11 protein-coding genes are annotated in these 17,904 nt (G+C 63.6%); 8 read left to right on the top strand and 3 right to left on the bottom strand.

All coding sequences use genetic code 11. The features are described from left to right. The first annotated feature begins 13 nt into the window (after positions 1–13). Positions 14–1,117 carry a polyamine ABC transporter substrate-binding protein gene (locus AC1M7R_RS26840; protein ID WP_072396663.1) on the top strand — a complete coding sequence of 368 codons (1,104 nt, stop codon included), beginning with the start codon at positions 14–16 and terminating at the stop codon, positions 1,115–1,117. 57 nt (positions 1,118–1,174) lie between these two features. On the opposite strand, the gene AC1M7R_RS26835 is transcribed toward AC1M7R_RS26840, so the two are convergent. Further along, positions 1,175–1,786, bottom strand: coding sequence for a TetR/AcrR family transcriptional regulator (locus AC1M7R_RS26835; RefSeq protein WP_072396665.1), 612 nt, complete (start codon positions 1,784–1,786; stop codon positions 1,175–1,177). Between the two features lie 421 nt (positions 1,787–2,207). Here AC1M7R_RS26835 and gabP point away from each other — a divergent pair, with 421 nt between their 5' ends. From gabP to AC1M7R_RS26815, 4 genes are all read left to right on the top strand, one after another. Further along, positions 2,208–3,611: a GABA permease gene (gabP, locus tag AC1M7R_RS26830; RefSeq protein ID WP_072396667.1), complete on the top strand. Its 1,404-nt coding sequence runs from the start codon at positions 2,208–2,210 to the stop codon at positions 3,609–3,611. A gap of 281 nt (positions 3,612–3,892) precedes the next feature. Beyond that, positions 3,893–5,614, top strand: a complete 1,722-nt coding sequence (locus AC1M7R_RS26825) for a type I secretion system permease/ATPase (RefSeq protein WP_072396680.1) — start codon at positions 3,893–3,895, stop codon at positions 5,612–5,614. Further along, entirely contained in the window at positions 5,607–6,977 is a 1,371-nt protein-coding gene (locus AC1M7R_RS26820) for an HlyD family type I secretion periplasmic adaptor subunit (RefSeq protein ID WP_092181184.1), read from the top strand. Before AC1M7R_RS26825 ends, AC1M7R_RS26820 begins: the two co-directional genes overlap by 8 nt. Before the next feature lie 2 nt (positions 6,978–6,979). Then, positions 6,980–8,332, top strand: coding sequence for a TolC family outer membrane protein (locus AC1M7R_RS26815; protein WP_072396684.1), 1,353 nt, complete (start codon positions 6,980–6,982; stop codon positions 8,330–8,332). A 192-nt stretch (positions 8,333–8,524) separates the two neighbouring features. Here AC1M7R_RS26815 and AC1M7R_RS26810 read toward each other — a convergent pair whose 3' ends face one another. Continuing rightward, positions 8,525–14,137 (bottom strand): putative Ig domain-containing protein, encoded by a 5,613-nt coding sequence (locus tag AC1M7R_RS26810; protein ID WP_076406905.1) that lies wholly within the window; start codon positions 14,135–14,137, stop codon positions 8,525–8,527. A 278-nt stretch (positions 14,138–14,415) separates the two neighbouring features. Between AC1M7R_RS26810 and AC1M7R_RS26805 the strand changes: the two genes are divergently transcribed. The 3 genes from AC1M7R_RS26805 to hemN all read left to right on the top strand — a co-directional run bounded on the left by AC1M7R_RS26805 (position 14,416) and on the right by hemN (position 17,660). After that, positions 14,416–14,859 (top strand): CopD family copper resistance protein, encoded by a 444-nt coding sequence (locus AC1M7R_RS26805; protein WP_072396688.1) that lies wholly within the window; start codon positions 14,416–14,418, stop codon positions 14,857–14,859. Positions 14,860–14,952: 93 nt separating this feature from the next. Further along, complete coding sequence (locus tag AC1M7R_RS26800; RefSeq protein WP_076406906.1) at positions 14,953–16,275, top strand: oxygen-independent coproporphyrinogen III oxidase; 1,323 nt, start codon at positions 14,953–14,955, stop codon at positions 16,273–16,275. Then, a complete protein-coding gene (gene hemN / locus AC1M7R_RS26795) occupies positions 16,272–17,660 on the top strand; it encodes an oxygen-independent coproporphyrinogen III oxidase (protein WP_076406907.1) in 1,389 nt (462 codons plus the stop codon). The genes AC1M7R_RS26800 and hemN overlap by 4 nt, the downstream gene beginning before the upstream one ends. Positions 17,661–17,694: 34 nt before the next feature. Here hemN and AC1M7R_RS26790 read toward each other — a convergent pair whose 3' ends face one another. Further along, positions 17,695–17,901: a YodC family protein gene (locus AC1M7R_RS26790; protein ID WP_072396694.1), complete on the bottom strand. Its 207-nt coding sequence runs from the start codon at positions 17,899–17,901 to the stop codon at positions 17,695–17,697. Positions 17,902–17,904 lie beyond the last annotated feature (3 nt).

The raw sequence follows: 17,904 nt of genomic DNA, 5'->3' as shown, positions 1-17,904 counted from the left end.
GGAGTGTCTGATCATGAACAGATTTTTGCGTAACACCTTGCTGGGTGCAGCCGTTTCCTTGTCGGTATGCGGGGCGACCCTTGCCGAGGAACGGACGGTGCGGATCTACAACTGGATCGAGTACCTGCCGCCCGAAATCCTGAAGAGCTTCCAGGAAGAAACCGGGATTCGGCCGATCTACGACGTCTTCGACAGCGTCGAGACCCTGGAATCGAAACTGTTGACCGGCAACTCCGGGTACGACGTGGTGTACCCGAGCAGTTCCAACATCAGTCACCTGATCGCCGCCGGAGCGGTCCAGCCCCTGGATCGCAGCCAATTGCCGAACTGGCAGCACCTGGACCCGGAATTCATGAAGTCCCTCGAAGCGGTGGGTGACCCGGGCAACCGTTACGCGACGCCGTACCTGTGGGGCACGACATTGATCGGCTACAACGTCGACATGGTCCGCAAAGTACTGGGTGCCGACGTGCAGATGAACACCTGGGACATCCTCTTCAAGGAAGAGAACATGGTCAGGCTGGCCAGTTGTGGTGTCGGGTTGCTCGACGCCGCCAATGAAATCGTACCGATTGCCCTGCACTACCAGGGCCTGGATCCCAACAGCCAGAAACGCGAGGACTACCCACGGGCCCAGGCGGCAATGCTCAAGGTCCGTCCCTACATCACCTATTTCAATTCATCGCGCTATGGCATGGACCTGGCCAATGGTGAAATCTGCGTCGGGGTGGGCTGGTCGGGTGGTGTCGCCCTGGCCAGGCGACTGGCCGACGCGGCCGGCAAAGGGGTCAAGGTGGAAATGGCGTTGCCCAGGGAAGGCGCGCCGATGTGGTCGGACGTGATGATGGTGCCTACCAACGCTCCCCACACCCAGGAAGCCTACGCCTTCATCAACTACATCCTGCGCCCGGATGTCATCGCCCGGATCAGCAACAAGATCGGCTACCCCAACCCCAACAAGGACGCCACGGCGCTGGTGAATGCCGAAATCCGCAACGACCCGGCGATGTATATACCGGACGACGCACGCAAGACCCTGTTCGCCCTGGAGCCCGTGCCGGCAGCGGTGGAGCGGATTCGCACTCGCACCTGGACCGCCATCAAGACCCGGCGTTGAGCCCCGCGGCCCGGCTTATACCGCCGGGCCCGCCATGACCCCGCGGATCATCCCGCTTCAGGCGCGCATCCCCTGGAACAGCAGTTCGGTGATGCGCCTGACCTGGGTGGAATGAGCCTCGACATCCGGCTGCTCCTGGTTGACCAGTCGGTACAATTGCAGGTGCGAATAGTCGTTCAGCAGGAAGGCGGCCAGTTCGACGTCGAGGTCGGCGCGCAGCTTGCCGGCCTGCTGCAACGCCCTGATCAGCCCGCTGATCTCGGCCCTGAGCGCGTCGTTCATGGCTCGATAGCCTTCCGGCAATCCGTTGTCACCACCGAACAGGATCAGTGGCAGCAATTCGCGCCAGAGGCTGGGGTGCATGACTTCCAGGGCGTACCCGGTCAGCAAGCGTTCCAGATAACAAAGGGCTTCCACCGGATCCTCTATTTCAGGCATCCGGCTGCGAGTGTCCTTGAGGGCTCGCTGGTCGGCCTCGTGCAGGATCTCGAGGATGATCTCCTGCTTGTTGCCGAAGTACTTGAACACCGTGGGGGCCGACACGCCGGCCTGGCTGGCGATCTGCTCGATGGTGGTGTCCTGGAAGCCTTGGCGCTCGAACAGTTCGATGGCCGCCTTGCTGATGGCCTGGCGTCGTTCGGCTTTTTGTCGTTCACGCAGTCCGCTCACGAAGAATCCTTGTCGTTGGGTAGAGCAGGGTGGTGCGATGGTCAGTCGGGATTTGCGCAACCTGTGGACGCGAGACTGGCATCGAATGGCCCCGGAGATCTTTTCAAAATACTTAACCCGATAAAATATTTAAAGCGATTATTTCGACACGAGCCCGCCGGCCACGGGGATTATAGGGGCATTCGACCCTACCAGCCTGGGCAAAATGCCATGTATTGAGTGGCGAGAACAGGCACAAACCCGACGCATACAGCTAACTGACTGGTGAGGAAAGACAGGTACCGTGGCGCAGCTTCCACCGCCGTGCGCCCGTACGAGACGGTGGCGAATACTCATTCAGGTGCCGCTTTTCAGGAGGAGCGAGTACCCAGGCACCGACCATTGCCCTGCACGCCTCATGCCGCCACAAGAGAATAAGAAAATGACCAGCCCCAGTTTCAAGGATTCGAACGGCCACCTGGCGCAGGGCTTCAAGCCTCGTCACGTCACCATGCTCTCCATCGCCGGGATTATCGGCGCCGGTTTATTCGTGGGATCGGGACACGCCATCGCGGCGGCGGGGCCCGCCGTCCTGCTGGCCTATCTGTTTTCCGGCCTGCTGGTGGTACTGGTGATGCGGATGCTCGGGGAGATGGCGGTGGCACGCCCGGACACCGGCTCCTTTTCAACCTACGCCGACCAGGCCATCGGGCGCTGGGCGGGGTTCACCATCGGGTGGCTCTATTGGTGGTTCTGGGTGCTGGTGATCCCCATCGAGGCCCTGGCCGCCGGGCATGTATTGAACCAATGGTTTCCCTCCATCGACGCCTGGTTCTTCGCCTCGGTGTCGATTGTCGCGCTGGCGGTGACGAACCTGTTCAGCGTATCCAAGTATGGCGAGTTCGAGTTCTGGTTCGCGATGGCCAAGGTCGTGGCGATCATCGGTTTCATTTCCCTGGGGTTCGCCGTGCTGATGGGCTGGATCCCGGAGCGGGAAGCCAGCGGCTTGAGTCGTCTGATGCAGGAGCACGGCGGTTTCGCCCCCAACGGCCTGTCGGCGGTGGTAGGGGCTTTCATCACCATCATGTTCAGTTTCATCGGCACGGAGGCGGTGACCATCGCCGCGGCCGAATCCGATAATCCCGCGCAGAACATCGCCAAGGCGACCCGCTCGGTGATCTGGCGCATCGGGGTGTTCTACCTGCTGTCGATCTTCGTGGTCATCTCCGTGGTGCCCTGGAACGATCCGCAGCTGGCTTCGGTGGGTTCCTACCAACGCGCCCTGGAGCTGATGAACATTCCCCATGCCAAGTTCCTGGTGGATGCGGTGGTGCTGATCGCCGTGGCCAGTTGCATGAATTCCTCGATCTACATTGCCTCGCGCATGCTGTACTCCCTGGGCCGGCGCGGCGATGCGCCGAAGTCGCTGAAGGTGACATCCTCCCAGGGTGTGCCGAGGGCGGCAGTCATTGCCAGCACCGTGCTGGGCGCCGGCATCACGCTGTTCAGCTACTTCATGCCCGCCGGGCTGTTCCAGTTCCTGCTCGCCAGTTCCGGGGCCATCGCCTTGCTGGTGTACCTGGTGATCGCCATCTCGCAACTGCGCATGCGCCGCATGCTGCGTCGCCAGAACGTCGAGTTGTCCTTTCGCATGTGGTTGTTTCCCTGGCTGACCTGGCTGGTCATCGTGTTCATCTCGGCGGCGCTGGCCGTCATGATGATCACCCCAGAACACCGTAGCGAAGTGAGCACGACCCTGGGCCTGGCGCTGGCCATTTCCTTCATCGGGCTGGTGACATCGCGGCAGCATTCCCAGGCGAAAGGCGCCGTTTCCCTGGGTTCGTAACCTACACACTGCGAAGGCCCTGTCGGGGCCTTCTTCCCCAAGCTGTTTCAACCCTGAAACAGCTCTCGGGTGCCCGGCATCCGCCCGTCACCCGCATTTGAAACCCCACCCTGCGAACCGGCACTAACCCGTGCTTGCGTTGTCAGTAATTGGCGCCTATGGCGATGAGGATCGCGCCTGATGGCGGCACGTCAGCTGCATGGGGCACACGCGCCTTCGGGCAAATAACTCGCGATGGATTGCGTCCTGGACCGACTATTCCTTTTGCGGGTTGCACAACTATGGGTTTGCTTCTCGATCCGCGGCATGACATCGATGCCGCCTTGTTGAGTTATCGCCGCGTGTTCTGGGCTCTGGCACTGTTCAGTGGGGTGATCAACCTGCTGGTACTGGTGCCTTCGCTGTACATGATGCAGGTCTACGACCGTGTCCTGACCAGTCGCAACGAAACCACGTTGTTCATGCTGACCCTGATCGCCCTGGGGCTGTTCATGTTCAGTGCCTTGATCGAGTGGGTCCGCGGCGAGGTGATGATCCGCATGAGCGCCGGGCTCGACGATGCCCTGGGCGAGCGGATCTTCGACGCCGCGTTCGCCCGTAGCCTGCGCGAGCACAACGCCAACCCGGCCCAGGTGCTCAGCGACCTGGCCACGCTGCGGCAGTTGATTACCGGCCAGGGGCTGATCGCCTTGCTCGATGCGCCCTGGCTGCCGATCTTCCTGCTGGTGGCGTTCATCTTCCATCCCTGGTTCGGCGTGCTCACGCTGGTGCTGGCCCTGGTGCTCATCGGTCTGGCGCTGTGGGGCGAACTGGCGACGCGGGCGCGCCTGGGCGAAGCCAACCGGCTGGGCGTGCAGTCGGCGGTCTACGTCAACAGCACGCTGCATAACGCCGAAGTGATCCAGGCCCTGGGCATGCTTGGGCCATTGCGTCAGCGCTGGAGCCTGTTGCAGCAACGCATCATTGCCGCCCAGGCCCACGCCAGCGACCGCAGTGCCCGTATCACATCGACAACCCGTTTCGTGCGCATCTCCGGACAGTCCCTGGCCTTGGGGCTGGGCGCGTTGCTGGTGCTCGAAGGGCAACTGTCGGCGGGCATGATGATCGCGATGTCGCTGCTGCTGGGTCGAGCCCTGGCACCGGTGGAAATCGCCATCGGTTCGTGGAAGCAGTTCAATGCCGGACGCCAGAGCTACCAGCGCCTGAGCCAGTTGCTGGCCCAGCATCCGCGCGAGCGCCTGCGCATGCCGTTGCCACCGCCGACCGGCGCGGTGCGCCTGGAGCAACTGTATGTCGGGGCGCCCGGGGCTTCTCAGCCGATAGTGCGGGGGATCAACTTCAGCTTGAACAAAGGGGACGTGCTCGCGGTGGTCGGGCCCAGCGCCAGCGGCAAGTCGACCCTGGCCAGGGCACTGGTTGGCGTATGGCCGCCCCTGGGCGGCTCGGTGCGCCTGGACAACGCCGAGATCAGTCAGTGGTCCGCCGACGCCCTGGGCCCGCACCTGGGTTATCTGCCGCAGGACATCGAACTGTTCGACGGCAGCGTGGCGGACAACATCGCGCGCTTCGGCGAGCAGGACGCCGACAAGATCATCGCCGCCAGCCGCCACGCCGGCATCCACGAAATGATCCTGAGATTCCCCCTGGGCTATGACACGCCGCTGGGCCCCGGCGGGCTTGGCTTGTCCGGTGGACAGAAACAACGCCTCGGCCTGGCCCGGGCATTGTATGGGCACCCGTCCCTGGTCGTGCTCGACGAACCCAATTCCAATCTCGATGAAGCCGGCGAGCTGGCGCTGGTGCAGGCCATCAACGCGTTGAAGTCTTCCGGCAGCACCGTGGTGCTGATCACCCATCGACCCACCGTACTGGCGGTGGTCGATCACATCCTGGTGCTCAAGGACGGGATCCAACAGGCGTTCGGGCCCCGTGACCGGGTGCTCAAGGCGCTGATGCCGGGGCCGCGACCGGCCACGGTCAAGGAGGCCGGCGAAGATGCGTGATCTGACTCCGGGGAAACAGGTGTACAGCGAGCATGGGATGAGCGTGCGCAACGTCAGTGTGCTGCCCGGCGCCAGCACCGATGCCGGTGCGGCGGCGCGATATGGCGTGGGGTTCCTGGTGCTGGCACTCGGCGGCGCCTTGCTCTGGGCCTGCCTGGCACCGCTGGACCAGGGCGTGGTGGGCAGCGGCACCGTGGTGGTGGCGGGCGAGCGCAAGGCGGTGCAGTCGCTGGTGGGGGGCGTGGTGGAAAAACTGCTGGTGAGCGATGGCGATCGTGTCAGCCAGGGCCAATTGCTGGTGCAGCTCAACACGGTGCAGGCGCAGTCGCAACTGGACGTGACCCTGGGCAAGCTGCTCAACGGCCGGAGCATCGAGGCACGCTTGATCGCCGAGCGCCTGGGCGCTTCGCAGATTCAATGGCCGACGCAATTGCTGGAGCGCGCCGAAGAGCCTCGAGTCAAGGCCGCCATGGCACTGCAGAGCCAGTTGTTCCTGACCCGTCGCGCAGAGTTGGGCAGCCGCTTGCAGATCATCGAACACGAAGTGGCCGCGTTGCAGCAGCAATTGCTCGGCTATGAGGGCGTGAAGCGCAACTACGACGCGCAGATGCGGTTCCAGCAACAGGAACTGGAAGGCCTGCGTGACCTGGCCCGTGAAGGCTATGTCCCGCGCAACAAACTCTTCGAGGCCGAGCGCAACGCGGCGCAACTGGCCGGCCAGATCGCCTCCGGGGTCGGCGACATCGGCAGGACCCGGCAGGCCATCAACGAGAGTCGGCTCAAGGCCTTGCAGGCGCAACAGGAGTTTCGTCGCGACGCCGAGACCCAGCTCAGCGAAGTGTCTGCCGAAGTCGCGGGATACGCCGACCAGATCCGTGCCTTGCAGTTCGAAGTCGATAACGGTGCCATCCGCGCGCCGACGGCCGGGCAGGTCATGGACCTTAACATTCACACGGTCGGTGGCGTCGCCCAGGCCGGCCAGACCCTGATGCAGGTGGTACCGCTGGATGCGCCCATGGCCATCACTGCCCGCTTCGAGCCGCTGATGGCCAACAAGCTGCGACCGGGCTTGCCGGTGCATGTGCATTTCACCGCCCTGCAACGGGTGGACACCCCGACGGTGACGGGCACGGTGAGTACGGTGTCGGCGGACCAGTTGATCGATGAGCAGACGCACCTGCCGTACTTCTCCGCCAAGGTCGAGATCGCCGCCGACACGGTCGCCGCGCTGCAGGCCGCCGGGTTGCAGGTGCGCCCCGGCATGCTGGCCGACGTCACCGTGGTGACCGGCGAGCGAACCCTGATGAATTACCTGATGAAACCTTTGCGCGAACGCTTGCTGGCGGCCTTCAAGGAGGAATGAGCATGACTGACCGTTGGCTTTATCGTCGCCGGATGCTGTTGAGCCTGTGGTGCAGCGGTTGGGCGGCAATCAGCCCCTCGTGGGCCGCCGAGGACGGCCTGAGCCTGATTGCGGCGTACGATGCTTCGCGTCTCAATGATCCGACCGTGCAGTCGGCGGCCCACGCATTCGAAGCCTCGCGTCATGAAGAGGCGATCGGGCGTGGCGGGCTCTATCCGCAGGTGTCCCTGACTTCCCGTTATGGTTATGGCGGACGCACCGATGGTGGCGATGACAGCACCTACGTCAACAGCAACGACTACCAGGCCAACAACGTCACCCTGGCGGCGCAGCAGCCGCTCTACGACAAGGCCCGCTGGGCGGCCTACCAGGAAGGCAAGGCCCGTGGTCAGTTGGGCAGCCAACAGTTCGATGTCGCTGACCAGGCCCTGTACGACCGGGTCGCCAAGGCCTACTTCGACGTCGCCCGGGCCGAGAACGAAATCAAGCTGATCGCCCAGCAGAAGGCCGCCATCAATGGGCTGGTCATACAGAGCAAGAAGCTGTTCCAGGGGGGGCAGGGGGCGGTGACCGATATCGATGAAGCCCAGGCCCGCCTGGACCTGGTCGAGGCCCAGGAAGCCGAGGCACAGGCACGACGGGTGGCTGCGCTGCGGGCGTTGTCGGGCCGGGCCAGCGTGCCCATCGAAGACATCCAGCCGATGCGCGAGGAGCTGGCCGCCAGCAGCCCGCTGCCGCCCGAGCAGGACCTGGGCTACTGGACCGCCATCGCCCGCCAGGCCAGCCCCGAGCTGGCGGCCCGGCTGGCGGCGGTCAAGGTGGCCGAGGCGCAGGCCGAGAGCCAGCGCGCCGGGCATTATCCGACCTTGTCGCTGACCACTCAGCTGACCCGTCGGGAAACCCGTCAATACCAGGAGCTCGATCCTCGCCAGGACACCTATTACGTTGGTGTGCAGCTGGATATCCCGTTGTATCGCGGCGGCGCGGTACGCGCCTCGGTGGCCAAGGCCGAAGCGCAACTGGCCGGCGCCCAGTCGGACTATGACGTACAGCGCCAGCAACTGGCCGAGGATATCGAAACCGACTACATGGGCGTGGTGGCCGGGTTCGCCAAGAGCAAGGCGATGCAAAGGGCGGTGGAGTCCAACCAGCGGGCATTGACCTCGACAGAAAAAGGTTTCCAGGGCGGCGTGCGTTCCACCGTGGACATCCTCGATGCCCAGCAGCGCGTCTTCCAGGCCCGTCGAGACCTGCTCGACACCAAGCTCGACATGCTGCAAAGCTACGTCAGCCTGCACACCCATACCGGCCAGATGAATCGCGCGGTACTGGCGCAGGTGCAAGGCCTGTTCTAGACAGTCCAGGGGTCAGGTTCGCCACAAGAAAACCGTCCAGGCGCCGTGCCTGCCTTCAGGTTTTCAGGCACAGCAGGCCCCCTGTGGAAGCGAGCTTGCTCGCGATAGCGGTGGGTCAGTCAGCATCCATGCTGGATCTGCCGCCGTTCATTGCGAGCAAGCTCGCCCCACCGTTTGACCTGGGGGCTTGATTCAGGCGGTGAAGTCGCTGGCATGCAGCTCCTTGACCCCCACCAGTTCGAACTCGAACTCGGCGGTGGCGTCGGCGTCGACACTGCCGTAGAGAATGCCATCGGCGAAGCGCAATTGGCCGGTGGCGTTGCTGGCATCGAAGGCATTGCTGCCGATGAAGGTGAAGGCATCGACCGTGGCGGTCAACGGATTGGCGTCCAGGCCGGTGAGGTCCAACTTGTCGAACTCCGCGCTCTTGAAGCCACTGATCACATCGCGCAGAGCCCCGACGCCCATGTCCGACAGCGCACCAAACGCGTAGGTGTCGGCGCCCGTGCCACCGGTGAGGTTGTCGGTGCCCGCGCCGCCGATCAGCCGGTCATCGCCCGAACCGCCCACCAGCGTATCGTTGCCGGCCCCTCCATCCAGGATGTTCGCCGCACTGTTTCCCGACAGCGTGTCGGCGTAGGCGCTTCCTTTCAGGTTCTCGATGAATTTCAAGGTGTCGAGCCCCGAGCCCACGGTGTTCTGTTGCGCAGACGTCGAGAGGTTGACGGTTACGCCGGACAAGGTGCGTTCAAAACTGGCCGTGTCATTGCCGTCGCGTCCATCCAGGACGTTGTTGCCGGCGCCGGCGAACAGCGTATTGTCCAGGGCATTACCGGTGCCGTTGGCGGCGCCCGTGCTATCGACATACAGGTTCTCGACGTTGTTGCCCAAGGTATAGGCCGCCAGGCTGCTGTGCACGCTGTCGATCCCGCCTGTCAGCGCATTGCCGTTGGTCTCGATCACGCTGTCGTCGACGTTGTCGACAAAGTAACCGTCGTTGCCGTCGCCACCGCTCATGCTGTCGGCCCCGGCGGCGCCGTCCAGCACGTTGTTGGCGGCATTGCCGGTGATGAAGTTGCGGCGTTCATTGCCGGTACCGTCGATCTGCGACACACCGGTGAGCACCAGGTTCTCGAGATTGGCTCCCAGGGTCCAACTGACCGAGGCCTGCACCGTATCGATCTGCGCGGTCGAGGTGTTGGTTTCCACCACGCTGTCGAGGGCATTGTCGACCACATAGATGTCGTTGCCATCGCCCCCGGTCAGGGTGTCGGCGCCCAGGTCGCCATCGAGGGTGTCATTGCCCGAGCTGCCCACCAGGGTGTCGTCCTGGTCAGTGCCGGAGATCATTCCGCCTTCGTTCTGGGCACCGTCGAAAATGTCCTGCACGCTGTTGTTGTCGTTGGGGTTGCCCTGGAAGCCCAGGTCATTGGCAATGTAATCCGCCAGGCGCTGGCCGACGATCTCCGCCGATTCCTCGTGCAGGTGCCAGACATCGTCCGGGTACACCAGTGGATCGACTTCATAGCGCAGGGGCAGGTCGTTGTAGTCCACCGCCAGCTTGACGTCGGCACGTTCGGCGGCGATGGCTTCCTGGGCGGCGCGGACATAACCGACGCCTTCGACGATGGAAGCGATCTTCTCTTGCGAATAGCCGCGGGCCCGGGCCGCGTCCTGCTCGTAGTGGCCGGTCTCCATCAGGTACACATTGAAATTGCCGAACTGGGCGTGCAGGTAATCGAAGACTTTCAAGGTCGCGGCCTTGTACGCCGCAGCCGCCGCGGCCTTGTCGGTGGAACGGGCGATCTCCTGGGCGGCTTCCTCGCCCTGGCCCCAGATGATGCCCATGGTGACGTTGTCGATCGCCTGCAGTTCGGTGCGCTGGTCGCGCAGCAACGTCACCGCTCGCAACAGTGCCGGCCCGGGTTGGTTGGTGTCTGTCAGCCACCAGCACAGCTGGAGTTCCTCGGGGCTGAGTGTGGACAGGCCGTTGACCGTGCTGCCACCGACCGCGATGTCGATGCCGTTGCCATCGGCATCGGTGAACTGGCTGCGCACGTCGTAGGTGGTGTAGCGGTTCAGGTCATTGACCAGCATCGAGGTGCCGGACTGGTCGTCGTCCTCGGTCATGCGCAGCAGGCGCGCATTGGATTGGCCAAGGGTGGGCAGGTAGAGGATGTCCTGCTGGGCACGCTCGCCGAAGACGAAGTCGTTGGCGGTGAGGGTGTTGAGGTAGTTGCCGTTGAGGGCGATCTCGAAGCGATTGCCATCGGCGTCGGCTTCGGCGGACTTGATGTAGGTCTTGTCGCCGGCCGCGTTCAGGGTCATGTACAGCGTGCCGTTGCTGCCATCGCCGAGGCCGAGCAAACCCAGCCCCGAAACGTCGATCTTGTCGACGCCCACGGTGAAGTCATAGATCGTGTCGGTGGCCGTGACACCGCCGGTGTCGTAGTCGCGATAACTGTCGGACAGGTTGTTGTAGCGGAAGGTGTCGACCCCATCGCCACCGTACAGCGAGTCCCGTCCGGCGCCACCGTCGATGATGTCCGCACCGGTCCCGGCCTTGATCGTGTCGGCGCCGCCCAGGCCGAGGATCAGGTCCGCGCCCGCCGTACCGTTGAGGCTGTCGCCATTACTGGTGCCGGTGATGGTGTTGGCGGGGGCATCCGCCACTGCCAGGCTGAAGTTGTCGCTGACCGATGCGCCCGCCGGGTCGGTGGCCTTGACCAGTACGTCGTAGGTCCCCGCGGCGGTACTGGTGGGCGTACCGCTGAAGGTCAGGCTGGTGGCATTGAATGTCAGCCAGGCGGGCAGGGCGCTGCCGTTGGCCAGGGTGGCGGTATAGGTCAGCACATCCTGGTTGGCGTCGGTGAAGCTGTTGTTCGCCACCGTGTAGGTGAATGGCGTGCTTTCACTGGCCGTCTGGTCCAGGAGCGGGATGGCCACCACCGGCGCCACGTTGGTGGGGGTGGTCTGGTCGGCGAAGACGAAGTGACTGGCCGTCAGGCTGCTGGCGAGGTTGCCCGCCATGGAGATCTCGAACCGGTTGCCGTTGGCGTCGACCGTCAGGTCCTTGAGATAGGTCCGGTTGGTGGAGGAACTGTAGGTGACCTGCAAGGTGCCGTTGAGCCCGTTGCCCAGGCCGGTATAGCCCAGGGCCGATACATCGATCTTGTCGGCGGCCACGTCGAAATCGAGGATCTGGTCACTGGCGCTGGTGGAGCTGGTGCGGTAGCTGTCGAGCTTCGAGGTGTAGCGGAACACATCGGCCCCTGTGCCGCCGGTGAGTTTGTCGACGCCAGTGCCGCCCACCAGGATGTCGTTGCCGGCACCGCCATTGAGGGTGTCGTTGCCCGCGCCGCCGAACAGCTGTTCATTGGCCGCTGTGCCAGTCAGGGTGTCGTTGTTCGGCGTGCCATTGATGACAATGGCGGTGGGCACGTCCTGTACGGCGAGGGTGAAGCTGTCACTGACCGTGGCGTTGCTGCCGTCGGTGGCGGTGACCTGGATCGAGTAGGTGCCCGATGCCGTATCGGGAGGCGTGCCGTTGAAGGTGCGTGTGGCGGCATCGAAGGTCAGCCAGGCGGGCAGCGGGTTGCCATTGGCGAGCCTGGCGGTGTAGCTGAGGCTGTCGTTGTCCGGGTCGGTGAAGCTGGTGGCCGGTACGACGTAGCTGAACGGGGTGTTCTCGGTGGCGTTCTGGTCCAGCAAGGGCGTGGCCAGCACAGGGGCCTGGTTGGTCGGTGAGGTCGTGGCGAAGACGAAATTGGCGCTGGTCAAGGTGTTGAGGTAGTTACCCTCCAGCGCCACTTCGAAGCGGTTGCCGTTGGCGTCGGCCTCCAGGGATTTGACGTAGGTCTTGGTGCCGGCGCTGTTGAGCACCAGATAGACGGTGTTGTTCTTGCCGTCGCCCAGGCCGGTGAAGCCCATGGCCGAGAGGTCGAGCTTGTCGGCACTGACGTTGAAGTCGGTGATCAGGTCTCCCAGGTTGGCGCCGCCGGTGTTGTAGTTGCGGTAGCTGTCCAGGCGGTTGGCGAACACGAAGGTGTCCGCCCCGGTACCGCCACTGAGGGTATCCATGCCGGCGCCGCCGTCGAGCTTGTCGTCCCCTGCGCCGGCGCTGAGGCTGTCGTTGCCGGCCAGGCCCAGCAGGGTGTCGGCCGCATCGCTGCCCAGCAACGAGTCGCTGGCGCTGGTACCGGTGATTACGCGATTGAAGATGAAATTGCTCGCCGTCAGGGTGCTGGCCAGGTTGCCCGAAAGGATCAGCTCGAAGCGATTGCCGCTGGCATCGGCGTCGAAGTCCTTGATGTAGGTGCGGTCGCTGCTGGCGTTGTAGCTGACTTGCAAGGTGCCGCCACGACCGTTGCCCAGGCCGGTGAAACCGAGGCCGGCGAGATCGATCTTGTCCTGGGTGACGTCGAAGTCGGTGATGGTGTCGTCGAAGCTGGTGGTGGCGTTGCGATAGCTGTCGAACTGGCTGCCGAAGCGGAAGGTATCGGCCCCGGTGCCGCCGGTGAGCTTGTCGACGCCCGCGCCGCCGACGAGGATGTCGCCACCGGCCGCGCCATTGATGGTGTCGTTGCCCGCGCCGCCATAGAAAATCTCGCTGGCGGCGCTGCCCAGCAGGGTGTCGTTGCCGGCAGTGCCTTGTACCGTGGTCATGGGCACCGTAGCACTGACGTAGCTGCCGTCGCCATAGACCAGCGTGGCGCCCTTGCTGGTGTGGCTGATGGTGTTGGCGATGATGGCGTTGCGGTCGGTGCCGTCCTCGTTGCGCTCGGCGACGCCGTAGGTCGACAGGTCGCTGCCGGTGATGAGGTTGCCCTGGATCGTGTTGTCGCTGCCGTTGAAGTACTTCCCGGAGACCCCCAGCGTGTCGTCGTAGGACTGGATGATGATTTCCGGCACCGGTGCGCCCAGGGAGTTGTTGTTGAGGGTGTTATCGATGACCTCGACGTGGTTGCTGCCGTAGATGCGAATGCCGGCGCTGGCGTTGTCGTGGATGTCCACGCCGCTGACCGTCACTTCGCTGGACAGCTTGATCAGCACCCCTTCGGCGCCGTTGCCATAGACCTCGCCACCGGTGATGGTGATGTTGCTGGGGGAGGGGATGTCCTCGCTGCCGCGCTGGACCACGATGCCATTGCCGCCGTTGTCGTAGGCGATGTTGTTGGTCAGGGTGAAATCATGGGTGCTGGTGACGACGTTGAAGCCGTGGCGGTCGTTGTTGTAGGCGACGTTGTTTTCGAACGTGCTGTCGCTGAGGAAGTCCGCCACGAAGCCATCCAGGCCGTTGCCGTGGGACACGCTGTTCTTGATGACCATGTTCACGGTCTGCTCGTGGGGGTCGAAGCCGTACCCGGAGCAATCCTTGATCTCGACGCTGTCGAGGGTGACGTTGGAATCGTAGCCTTCTTCGCCGGGGATATAGCCGTTGAACCAACCGTCGACCTTGCCGGTGGTGCTGTCGCGGTTGCCGTCGATGGTGAGGTTGCTGACGCCGAAATCGTGGGTTTCCTCGCCATAGGCCGAGCGGATGATGCCGGTGATCTTGGTGTCGGAGCCATCGGCCAGCTTGACCGTGGTGTCGCCCATGCCGTCGCCGTACAGATAGACGTTGCTCTTGAGCATCAGGCAGCCGTCTGAAGGTTCCTCTCCACCCGAAACGATATAGGTGCCGGTCGGCATGTAGACCTGGCCCCCACCCGCAGCGGCCGCCGCGTCGATCGCAGCCTGGATGGCCGCGGTGTCATCGGTAATACCGTCTCCTTTGGCGCCAAAATTTTGTACGTTGAAAATCATGAGCTTATCTCCGTATCGGGCTGGAACTACGGTAAATGCCAATATTCCATCGGCAACCACGCAGTTATGACCCGGTGGAGCGAGAAAGTTGTGACCGCATATCGGGCAAGTGTCAAAAAGCCGGACTACCGGATCGACGGTCGAAACGAAAACAACGGTCCATTGACGCCTGCGGCGTCCTGGAGCGGCCATTGCTGCCTTTGTTGATTGGCATCAAGCCCGGGGCCGAGCGCCCGCGGTAGCCTCGAACAAAGGTCGCCCGGTGATGAAGGAGCCCCATGAGCTATCCGCTGTTTCTGACGTTGCACCTGTTCGCCGCGCTGGTCTTTATCGGCACGGTGTTCTTCGAGGTGCTGTTCCTGGAAAGCATCCGCCGGCAACTGCCCGGCAAGGTCATGGTGCTGCTGGAGCAGGGCATCAGTCGGCGCGCCCGGCAATTGATGCCCTGGGTGCTGCTGGCGCTGTTCGGTGCGGGCGCCGCCATGGTCTGGCTGCGCTACTGGCCGGCGCTGATGTCGCCCCTGCAATCACCGTTCGGCTTGCTGCTGGGGCTCAAGATCGGGCTGGCCGCCAGCGTGCTGGGGCATTTCCTCTGGGCCATGTGGCTGTTCAAGCGTGGACGGATGAATGCCCGTTACGTACGGATCATTCATACCCGGGTGTTCCTGCACCTGGTGGCCATCGTGCTGCTGGCCAAGGCCATGTTCTACGTGACCTGGTAGCGATGGGGGCATGTGTTCCGGGCGCTTGATACAGGTCAAGGTGGCCTGGCGGATCACATCGGACAATGGCCCGGCAGCCACTCGGAGATCGTCATGTTCGACCTGTTCCATAAATTCCACGGCGGCGTCGGTTCCCTCGACCTGCTCCGGGGCTTGCGCAACAGCCGCCAGAAGCGACGCCCACTGTCGTTGTCGGTGCACTTGCCTTCGCGCCTGAGGCTGGCGTCATGTTCACCCCTTGCCAGCGTCTGCCGGTGCGCCGAGATCGACGTCTACCTGCAGCACCTGACCTACGAAATGGGACTGGTGGGCTGCCATCTGGGGGCTGGGCGGCGAGTCGAGCAGTTCTACCTGACCGGTGGCACACCGGTGATCGTCCATCTGCAGCGGCTGATGGAGGAACTGCACAAGCGCTTCGATTTCTGTGAGAGCGGCGACCACAGTATCGAGGTGGACCTGCATCACACCGATTGGTCGACCATGGGCCTGATCCGTGACCAGGGCTTCAGCCACGTCAGCATCGGCGTTCCCGATATGGGGCCCGATGCCGATCTCTCGGTGGATTGCTACCAGAACCCGGCACCGATCCATTCGTTGATCGATGCGGCGCGCACCTTCGGTTTCCGCTCGGTCAACATTGACCTGGGCTACGGCCATGCCTGGCAGACACCCCACAGTTTCGCCGCGAAGCTGGCCACTTTGATCGAGCTGGAACCGGACCGGCTGCATGTGTTCGATTACGCCCGCGCCCCCTGGCGCTACCGCCTGGCCCATACCCCGGGCGCCGGGGCCTTTTGCAGCCAGGCCGACAAGGATGCGATGGGCCGGATCTGCTGCGAGCAACTGATCGCGGCGGGTTATCACTACATTGGCCAGGGGCAGTTCGTCAGGACCGACGACGACCTGGCGGTCGCCCAGGAACATGGGCGCCTGCACCGCAATTGCCAAGGGTTCACCCGGCATGGCTGTTGCGATCATGTGGGGTTCGGCTTGTCCGCCGTCACCCAGATCGAGCACCTGTACGTGCAGAACACCGACGATCTGTCGCACTACCGCCAGGCCCTGGATGCCGGACAGTTACCCATCTACCGGGGTTGGCGTTGCGAGGCCCGGGACCTGGTCCGGGCCAGCGTGACCGAACAACTGTCCTGCGACCTGGAGCTGGATATCCCCGCCATCGAAGCCCGCTTCGGGCTGGTGTTTCGCGAGCATTTCGCCTCGATCTGGCCGCAGCTGGAGGCCCTGCATGCCAAGGGCTCGATCGATTTGTCGAGCCGCTTCATCGGCATCCTGCCGGCCGGGCGACTGGACGTGGACGCGATCTGCGACCTGTTCGATCCGCGCCCGGACGCAGCGCGCCGCGCGCCCTTCGAGCCGATACCTGACCAGACCTTTGAAAAGTTGAATCCATCATGACGCCTTCCTCCGGTTTCAATCGGGCCCTGGTCGAGAAATACGATCGTCCGGGACCGCGCTACACCTCCTATCCCACGGCACCTCAGTTCCACCAGGCGTTTGCCATGGATGAATACCGCCAGGCGGCGCAGCGCAGTAACCAGGCGCCGGCGCCCAAGCCATTGTCGGTGTACATCCACGTGCCGTTCTGCCAGAGCCTTTGCTATTACTGCGCGTGCAACAAGATCATCACGCGCAAGACCCATCGCGCGGCCGAATACCTGACGTACCTCAAGCGGGAAATTGCCTTGCAGGCGGCGCTGTTCGACCGCACGCGCAAACTGACCCAGTTGCACCTGGGAGGCGGCACCCCCACCTACCTGACCCATGAGCAGCTGGGCGAGCTGATGGACTGCCTGCACCAGTGGTTCGACATGGACGACAGCGACGAACATGAGTTCTCCATCGAGGTCGACCCGCGCACCGTCGGTGCCGCGCAGATCCGGGGCCTGCGCCAGCTGGGATTCAACCGCCTGAGCTTCGGTGTCCAGGATTTCGATGCCCAGGTGCAACAGGCCGTCAATCGGGTGCAGAGCGAGGCACAGGTCGCGGAGCTGGTCACGGCGGCCCGCCTGGCGCGTTTCAAGTCGGTCAGTGTCGATCTGATCTATGGCCTGCCGCTGCAGACCATCGCCAGTTTCGATGTCACCCTGAGCAAGATCATCGCGCTGCGTCCCGACCGGATCGCGGCCTACAGCTACGCGCATCTGCCCCAGCGGGTGCGAGCGCAGCGGATGATCCGGCCCGAGGACATGCCGCCGCCGGAGCGCAAGCTGGAACTGCTGGAGCTGACCATCAACCGCCTGACCGAGGCCGGATATGTCTACATCGGCATGGACCATTTCGCCCTGCCGGACGATGAACTGGTGCGCGCCCGCGTCCAGGGCACGTTGCAGCGCAATTTCCAGGGCTATTCCACCCATGCCGATTGCGATTTGATCGGCCTGGGGGTGTCCTCGATCGGCAAGGTCGGCGACAGCTACAACCAGAACGTCAAGGAGCTTTCCCAGTACTACGCGCGCCTGGACCAGGGCCTGCTGCCGGTGCAGCGCGGCTATCGCCTGAGTGACGATGACCGGCTGCGGCGCGAGGTCATCAGCGAGCTGATGTGCCACGGCCGGGTCGACTTCGGTCGGGTGGAGGCGGTCCATGGCATACGTTTCAACGAATATTTCGCCGACTCGCTGGCTCGTCTCCAGGAACAGGCGGGCGATGGGCTGTTGCAGATTCGCCCTGACGCACTGGAGCTGTTGCCCCAGGGACAACTGATGATGCGCAGTGTCGCGATGGCCTTCGATGCCTACCTTGAGGCTGCCCCGACGATCCAGTATTCGCGTACGGTCTGATGGGGCATCAGAGGGTGGGGGAAGCTGCCAGCCGTCAGCTCCTGTCGTCGTCGGGCTCCGTCGAGGCCGGGATCAGGTCGCGTATCGCATAGAAACCCTGCACCAGGCGTTTCTTGGCCCGGTACTCGCACAGCAGCAACAGGGTATCGGGCAGTTGGGAGATCGACGAGGCGTGCTTGACCACCATCGTCTTGCCTCCCGAGCGCAAACGGACCCGTGTCCCGGGCTCGAACGTCCCCATTTT

Source organism: Pseudomonas sp. MS01C9 (assembly GCF_058202755.1).
This window is presented reverse-complemented; position numbering and strand designations above follow the sequence as displayed.

Coding starts and splice junctions, on each gene's coding strand:
- AC1M7R_RS26820 (WP_092181184.1), top strand. CDS start 5,607: ATGCGTGATCTGACTCCGGGGAAACAGGTGTACAGCGAGCATGGGATG.
- AC1M7R_RS26815 (WP_072396684.1), top strand. CDS start 6,980: ATGACTGACCGTTGGCTTTATCGTCGCCGGATGCTGTTGAGCCTGTGG.
- AC1M7R_RS26805 (WP_072396688.1), top strand. CDS start 14,416: ATGAGCTATCCGCTGTTTCTGACGTTGCACCTGTTCGCCGCGCTGGTC.
- gabP (WP_072396667.1), top strand. CDS start 2,208: ATGACCAGCCCCAGTTTCAAGGATTCGAACGGCCACCTGGCGCAGGGC.
- AC1M7R_RS26810 (WP_076406905.1), bottom strand. CDS start 14,137: ATGATTTTCAACGTACAAAATTTTGGCGCCAAAGGAGACGGTATTACC.
- AC1M7R_RS26840 (WP_072396663.1), top strand. CDS start 14: ATGAACAGATTTTTGCGTAACACCTTGCTGGGTGCAGCCGTTTCCTTG.
- hemN (WP_076406907.1), top strand. CDS start 16,272: ATGACGCCTTCCTCCGGTTTCAATCGGGCCCTGGTCGAGAAATACGAT.
- AC1M7R_RS26800 (WP_076406906.1), top strand. CDS start 14,953: ATGTTCGACCTGTTCCATAAATTCCACGGCGGCGTCGGTTCCCTCGAC.
- AC1M7R_RS26790 (WP_072396694.1), bottom strand. CDS start 17,901: ATGGGGACGTTCGAGCCCGGGACACGGGTCCGTTTGCGCTCGGGAGGC.
- AC1M7R_RS26825 (WP_072396680.1), top strand. CDS start 3,893: ATGGGTTTGCTTCTCGATCCGCGGCATGACATCGATGCCGCCTTGTTG.